Source organism: Hyphomonas sp. CY54-11-8 (assembly GCF_000682735.1).
GTDB lineage: Bacteria > Pseudomonadota > Alphaproteobacteria > Caulobacterales > Hyphomonadaceae > Hyphomonas.
Map to the genome: position 1 here is coordinate 1 of NZ_AWFD01000020.1, position 6,359 is coordinate 6,359.

8 protein-coding genes are annotated in these 6,359 nt (G+C 62.8%); 7 read left to right on the top strand and 1 reads right to left on the bottom strand.

Annotation, left to right across the window (positions count from 1 at the left end; all coding sequences use genetic code 11):
• Positions 1-50 precede the first annotated feature (50 nt).
• Complete coding sequence (locus HY17_RS11165; RefSeq protein ID WP_034766603.1) at positions 51-470, bottom strand: helix-turn-helix domain-containing protein; 420 nt, start codon at positions 468-470, stop codon at positions 51-53.
• Between the two features lie 76 nt (positions 471-546).
• Between HY17_RS11165 and HY17_RS11170 the strand changes: the two genes are divergently transcribed.
• The 7 genes from HY17_RS11170 (at position 547) to HY17_RS11200 (ending at position 6,260) form a co-directional block, all read left to right on the top strand.
• Positions 547-933, top strand: a complete 387-nt coding sequence (locus HY17_RS11170; protein ID WP_197020274.1) for a mercuric transporter MerT family protein — start codon at positions 547-549, stop codon at positions 931-933.
• A gap of 13 nt (positions 934-946) precedes the next feature.
• Positions 947-1,252, top strand: a complete 306-nt coding sequence (locus tag HY17_RS11175) for a heavy-metal-associated domain-containing protein (protein ID WP_034766604.1) — start codon at positions 947-949, stop codon at positions 1,250-1,252.
• Positions 1,253-1,262: 10 nt separating this feature from the next.
• Positions 1,263-1,484, top strand: coding sequence for a mercury resistance system transport protein MerF (gene merF, locus HY17_RS11180; protein ID WP_034766605.1), 222 nt, complete (start codon positions 1,263-1,265; stop codon positions 1,482-1,484).
• Positions 1,477-2,901: a mercury(II) reductase gene (merA, locus tag HY17_RS11185; RefSeq protein ID WP_034766606.1), complete on the top strand. Its 1,425-nt coding sequence runs from the start codon at positions 1,477-1,479 to the stop codon at positions 2,899-2,901. The genes merF and merA overlap by 8 nt, the downstream gene beginning before the upstream one ends.
• 176 nt (positions 2,902-3,077) lie before the next feature.
• Positions 3,078-4,325, top strand: coding sequence for a site-specific integrase (locus tag HY17_RS11190; RefSeq protein ID WP_034766608.1), 1,248 nt, complete (start codon positions 3,078-3,080; stop codon positions 4,323-4,325).
• The gene (locus tag HY17_RS11195) at positions 4,322-5,272 is read left to right on the top strand and encodes a tyrosine-type recombinase/integrase (RefSeq protein WP_034766610.1); all 951 of its coding nucleotides are present in this window, start codon (positions 4,322-4,324) and stop codon (positions 5,270-5,272) included. Before HY17_RS11190 ends, HY17_RS11195 begins: the two co-directional genes overlap by 4 nt.
• Positions 5,265-6,260, top strand: coding sequence for a tyrosine-type recombinase/integrase (locus tag HY17_RS11200; RefSeq protein WP_034766613.1), 996 nt, complete (start codon positions 5,265-5,267; stop codon positions 6,258-6,260). The genes HY17_RS11195 and HY17_RS11200 overlap by 8 nt, the downstream gene beginning before the upstream one ends.
• Positions 6,261-6,359 lie beyond the last annotated feature (99 nt).

A 6,359-nucleotide genomic window follows, 5' to 3' on the forward strand; every position in this document is an offset into this window, starting at 1 on the left:
ACCTGAAGGCAGCACTCCGGCCACAATTGGCGCCAGAAGATGTCGGAAGGTTATCGTTCGTCGAATAGCGTCTCGATGATCGGGCAGTCAGGAACATCCCCCTTGGCGCATTCTGCCGCCATGCCGGTCAACGCCCATTCGAGCTTCTTCAGGTGCCTGATCTTCTCCTTGACCGATCCGAGGTGCTCCACCGTCATCGCGTGCACTTCGCCGCAGCTGACGCCATCCTGGTCCACCATCGTCAGCATCGCCCGGATCTCGTCGATGCTGAAGCCAAGCTCGCGGCTGCGCTTGATGAAGGACAGGCGCTTGAGCTGATCGTGGGTGTACTGCCGATTGCCGCCTGCTGTCCGATCGGGCTGCGGCATCAGCTTGATGCGTTCGTAGTAGCGGATCGTCTCGATGTTCACGCCTGTCTCGCGAGACATGGCGCCGATCGGATAGCCTCGCGCGTTCGTGATATCCGCCATTCCGGAAACTCCTTGCATCTGTAGTCGCTACAGATGGTACGCCTATCGCAAGAATCGATCAATCGGGGACCCGGACATGATGTCGGAAGCCAATGCCGCTCCTGAAGAGCAGAGCGATCTCGGAACGAAAACAGCGATGGCGGGCGGCATCCTCGGCGCGCTCGCGATGACGTCGTGCTGCATCCTGCCGCTGGTGCTGTTCAGCCTTGGTGCGACGGGCGCGTGGATCGGCCAGCTTGGCGCGCTCTACCAGTACAAGTGGATCTTCTTCGCCTTTGCCGGCGCTTCGCTCGCCTACGGGTTTTGGAAGGTCTACCGGCCTGCACCCCAGTCCTGCGCGGACGGAAGCTGCCAGCGACCGATGAACCAGCGGTTCATGAAGGGCGCGCTGTGGACGGCAACCGTGATTGTCGCACTCTCGCTGGCCTTCCCCTACATCGCCCCGCCGCTCCTCGGATACTGAGAAAGGATACTTTATGCGCAAGACACTTATCGCCCTCGGGATAGCGCTTCTCTCTGCAGGCGCCGCCTCCGCCGAAGAACGCCAGGCCCGGATCGAGGTCAGCGGGCTCTGGTGCCCGTCGTGTTCCTACATCGTCGGCGAGGCGCTGCAAAAAGCGGCGAGCGTCGAGATCGTATCCTTCGATGAGCATGAGGGCGGCGCGTCCGGCGTCTACACGATCACGTTCGACGACACGCAAACTGCGCTCGAGGAGATCGTCGCCCAGCCCTCGGCCTATGGCTATACAGCCGTTCTCCTCGATGACGCGTCGAACTCCTGAGGCCTCACCTATGCGTGACAAACTTCTGCTGACCGGTGTGATCGGCACCGTGATCGTTGCGCTTTGCTGCTTCACGCCGGTTCTCGTGATCCTGCTCGGCGTGGTCGGATTGTCTGCGCTGACCGGCGTTCTCGATTTTGTGCTGATTCCGGCTCTCGCCGTCTTCGTCTTGCTGACGATCTACGCGCTGGTCCGCAGGAACCGGCCTCAACAGGAACACACCGATGTCTGACTGCTGCTCGAACGGGAACGGAAGCTACGACCTTGCCGTGGTCGGCGCCGGATCAGCCGGGTTCTCCGCCGCGATCACTGCCGCCGAAGACGGCGCGCGGGTGGCTTTGATCGGCCACGGGCTCATCGGCGGAACCTGCGTGAACGTGGGGTGCGTCCCTTCGAAAGCGATGATTAGGGTGATGGAGGTAATGCATGCGCCCAGAGCCGCCCGGCGGTTCGACGGGATCGAGGCCGAGGCGCGGATCACCGACTGGGCGGCTGTCGTGCGACAGAAGCAGGCTCTGGTCGACGACCTGCGCGCCGCGAAATACATCGACGTCCTGCCACGGCACAACGGCATCGCTTACTTGGAAGGCGCGGCGCAGTTCGCCGAGGACGGCAAGCTGACGGTGGACGGAGATCCGCTCCTGGCCGGAAAGATCATCCTCGCCACCGGGTCACGCCCGCATTTGCCGGACATCCCGGGGATGGATGAAGTTCGCCATCACGACAGTACATCGATCCTCGAACTCGAGACGCTGCCGTCGTCTCTGATCGTCATGGGCGGCGGGTACATCGGCGTCGAACTGGCGCAGGTCTTCGCGCGAGCCGGCGCGCGTGTCACCATCGTCACGCGCCGCGGGCTTCTGCCCGAAGCGGAGCCGGAGATCGGCGCAGCGCTGACGCGTGCCTTCGAGGACGAAGGCATCGCTGTCAGAACCGTGACGTCCTATTCGCGCGTGGCACAGACGGATGGCGGGATCGCGCTGACTGTCCAGGTCGACGACAACGAGGAGACGCTCCGCGCCGAGGAACTGCTGCTCGCCACGGGTCGTGTTCCCAACACCGAGAGCCTCTCACTCGCTCGTGCCGGCATCGAGACCTGCGCTCGTGGCGGCATCAATGTCGACGACCGGATGCGGACGCGTCGCGCGGGTGTTTATGCCGCTGGCGATGTGACCGGGCAGGATCAGTTCGTGTACATGGCGGCCTACGGCGCGAAGCTCGCGGCGAAGAACGCCCTAAACGGCGACAGTCTGGTCTACGACAACAGTGCCATGCCGGCGGTCGTCTTCTCCGATCCTCAGGTCGCCAGCGTCGGCCTGACTGAAGCCGCAGCGAAAGCTGCCGGTCATGACGTGCGCACCTCGGTCCTGCCGCTCGATGCCGTGCCGAGAGCGCTCGCCGCACGTGACACAAGGGGGCTGATCAAGCTGATCGCCGACGGGGCTACGAAGCGGCTACTGGGTGCGCATATCCTCGCGCCCGAGGGTGCCGACAGCATCCAGACCGCCGCCATGGCGCTGAAAGCGGGCATGACCTACGAGGATCTGGGCGCAATGATCTTCCCCTACCTCACGACGGTTGAGGGGTTGAAACTCGCCGCGCAGACCTTCGACAAGGACGTGGCCGCGCTCAGCTGTTGTGCGGGATAGGGTGAACGCCACCATGCACAACCGACCGAACGGAATGGGATTTGAGTTGAAGGACCTCAACGACGTCAAGCCCTTACCAATATCGTCGAAACTCTGACGATGATTGCCTTAGCACCTGTTACATCACGGTGCATCGGGCGGAAGCTGATGTCTCCACCAAAAACGGAGACACAGCCATGTTCGAAGACATCTTCTTCCCACCGGCGGCGGCGAAGCATCGTGACGCGCCGTTTGCTGATCAGAGGGCCCAGTACCTTGTCCATCTGAGGGAACGCGGCGCCAGGCGCGCGACACTGCGTAAATGCGCCAACGATCACCTCCACCTCGTCCGGCATCTGAACCTAAATGAACACGACCGGATCGGCCTCGCCGAAGTGGAGGCAGTCGCCGCGATCTGGTCGCGGCCAAAGGGTCGCCGGTGCGCCCGGGCCGCGACGGACAAAGCGCGACAGAGGTTCGTCAGTCATTGCGTCGAACTGTTGCGGTATCTCGGCTGGATTGAGGATGCCAACGAAGAGCTTGGTCCACATCAAGTCGAACTGAAGGCCTATGAGGACTGGCTTGGAAACGTACGCGGTCTGTCGGCGGAAACCATCGACGGCTATTCCAGAGGGGCCGGCCAATTCCTTGCAAGGCTCGAAGAAACCGGCGCCAAGCTGGGCGCCCTCGTGATTGCAGACATCGACCGCATCATCGGCGAAAAGCAGAAACATGGTGCCTGGAGCCGCAGGACGATCCACCACTTCGCTCAGCGCCTGCGATTGTTTGTCAGCTTCGCTGAGACACGCGGGTGGTGCCGACCCGGTCTGTCCGCAGGCATCGTCGCACCCGGCTTCATGGCCGATGAGGTCGTTCCAAAAGGCATCCACCGCAACGATGTAGAGCGCTTGTTGGGGTCCATTCACGGGACACGGCCGGTCGACAGGCGGGACCGGGCCATCCTGATGCTGTTCGTGTCCTACGGATTGCGCGCAAGCGAAGTTGCGGGTCTGCGTCTCGACGACATCGATTGGGAAAACGAACTCCTTCGGGTGCGGTGCTCCAAGCCGGGCCGAACCCATCTCTGGCCGCTGTCGGAGGAGGTGGGATCAGCAATCCTGGATTATGTCGGCGACGGGCGACCCACCTGCTTCGGGCGCAGCCTCTTCTTCACGTCCTGCGCACCAATCCGACCAGTGAGCCGCAAGACCTTGGGCAAGATCGTCCGCGACCGTTTGGCCGGGATCGGCGTGGTCACGGGCCGACGGGGTCCGCATGCACTCCGCCATGCTGCCGCCCAGCACCTTCTCGATCAGGGGATGGCAATGAAGGTGATCGGGGACTTTCTCGGTCATCGCGATCCGTCCTCCACCGCGATCTACGCCAAGGTCGACCTCGCGGCTCTGCGCGAGGTGGCGGCCCTCGATCTGGAGGGATTGTCATGAAGCTGAGAGACGCAATCGAACACTATGTCGAATGGCGGCAGGTGCACGGCGCGAAGTTCGTGACGACCCGGAATCTGTTGCGGCAGTTCCTTCACCATGCGGATGGCGACGCTGAATGCGATGCCGTCACGAAGGCGCAGGTTCTCGCCTTCCTCGCCGGACAGGGTCCTGTAACCCGGCACCGCGAGAACAAGACCTATGCGCTGGCTGGATTCTGGCGTTATGCGATCAGCCGAGGTTATGCGTGTCTGTCGCCCCTTCCCGAGAATGAACCGCGGAGTTCGTTGCGACCGTCACCGCATATCTACAGTGACGATCAGCTGCAGCGGCTCCTCGAGCCTCGAAACATCGCGCGCGCCCTGCAAGGCGCGAGGCAACTTGACCCAGCCACGTTCCGAACCTTGCTTCTATTGCTCTACGGCGCCGGGCTGCGGTTCAGCGAGGCGACCGGTCTCACGCGAGCGGACGTGAACCTGCCAGAGGCCGTTCTAACCATCAGGGATACGAAATTCCACAAGTGCAGACTGGTTCCCGTCAGCCCCCGGCTTGCGATGGTGCTGGCAGACCACCTGTCCGGTCCGACGAGCAAGCGTGCCGCGGAGAATGGGACGTCGTTCGTCCTGAGCAATCGGGACGGAACGCGGCTCGCCAGCAGTACCGTCCTGGCGGCGTTCGACAGATTGCGGCGCGTAGCCAATGTGCATGGCAAGGCCGGTATCCGGGAGCTCCCGCGCCTGCACGACCTCCGGCACAGCTTCGCGGTCCACAGACTGACGGCCTGGTATCGGGAAGGGGCAGATGTCCAGCGCTTGCTGCCATGGCTGTCCACCTATCTGGGCCATTCCGATCTGGAAGGCACGAAGGTCTATCTGACGATGACGCCCGAGCTCCTGCAGCAGGCCTCGCAGAGATTCGCGCTCTATGCCGGCGGAGGTGCCAATGCCTGATCCAGAACTCCTTGGCCCATGGCTTCGGCGCTTCCTGATCGAGTACATCGTCAGCGAGCGCAATCTCGCCCGAAACACGCGCGCAAGCTATCGCGATACGTTCACTCTGCTCCTACCCTTCGCTAGCCAAAAGCTGCGAAAGCCCGTCGAGCGGTTGACGGTGTGCGACCTTACATCCGGTCTCGTTCTGAAGTTCCTTGCCCATATCGAGGACGACCGCGGATGTTCGGTCCAGACTCGCAATCAACGGCTGGCAGCCATACGGGCCTTCGCCCGCTTCGTCGGCGGCCGGGATCCGGCTCATGTCGAATGGTGTGGGCATATCCGCGCGATTGCGTCGAAAAAGTCCATGCCGCCGCCGGTCGGATGGCTGACGCGGACGGAAATGGAAGGGATGCTCGCGGTCCCCGACCGCAGCAGCCGCAGGGGGCGGTGCGAATACGCTCTGCTGCTCTTCCTCTACAATAGCGGAGCCCGCGTCTCCGAGGTCACGCAGCTCCAGGTTCGGGATCTGACCCTCGATCGCGACAGGGGCGGCCACGACCTCGCTACCTTGCGCGGCAAAGGCGGCAAGACCCGCCAATGCCCGCTGTGGCCCGAAACCGAACGGGTCCTGGCTGAGCAAATTGTGGGTCGGACGCCCGAGGCGCCGGTCTTCGTCAGCAGGCTGGGTAACGCCTTCACCCGCTTCGGGATATACCGGCTCGTCGAGCGGTGCGCGGCGGACGTTCCAGCGCTGGCGGGACGGAAGATCACGCCGCACGTCATCCGTCATACAACGGCCTGTCACCTCGTTCTCGCTGGCGTCGATATCAACACCATCCGAGCTTGGCTGGGCCATGTCTCGATCAGCACAACGAACATCTATGCCCAGATCGACCTTACGCTGAAGGCCAACGCCGTAGCGCTCTGTGAGGTCGGCCCTACGAGACCAAGGCGCCGGTGGAAGGAAGACAAGGATTTGATGGCCTTCCTTAGAGCCTTATGACACCACATCGACAGCCTTACCCTGTCTCGGTCCGAGATCCTGCCAAGTACCTTCCGACATCTTCTGGCGCCAATTGTGGCCGGAGTGCTGCCTTCAGGT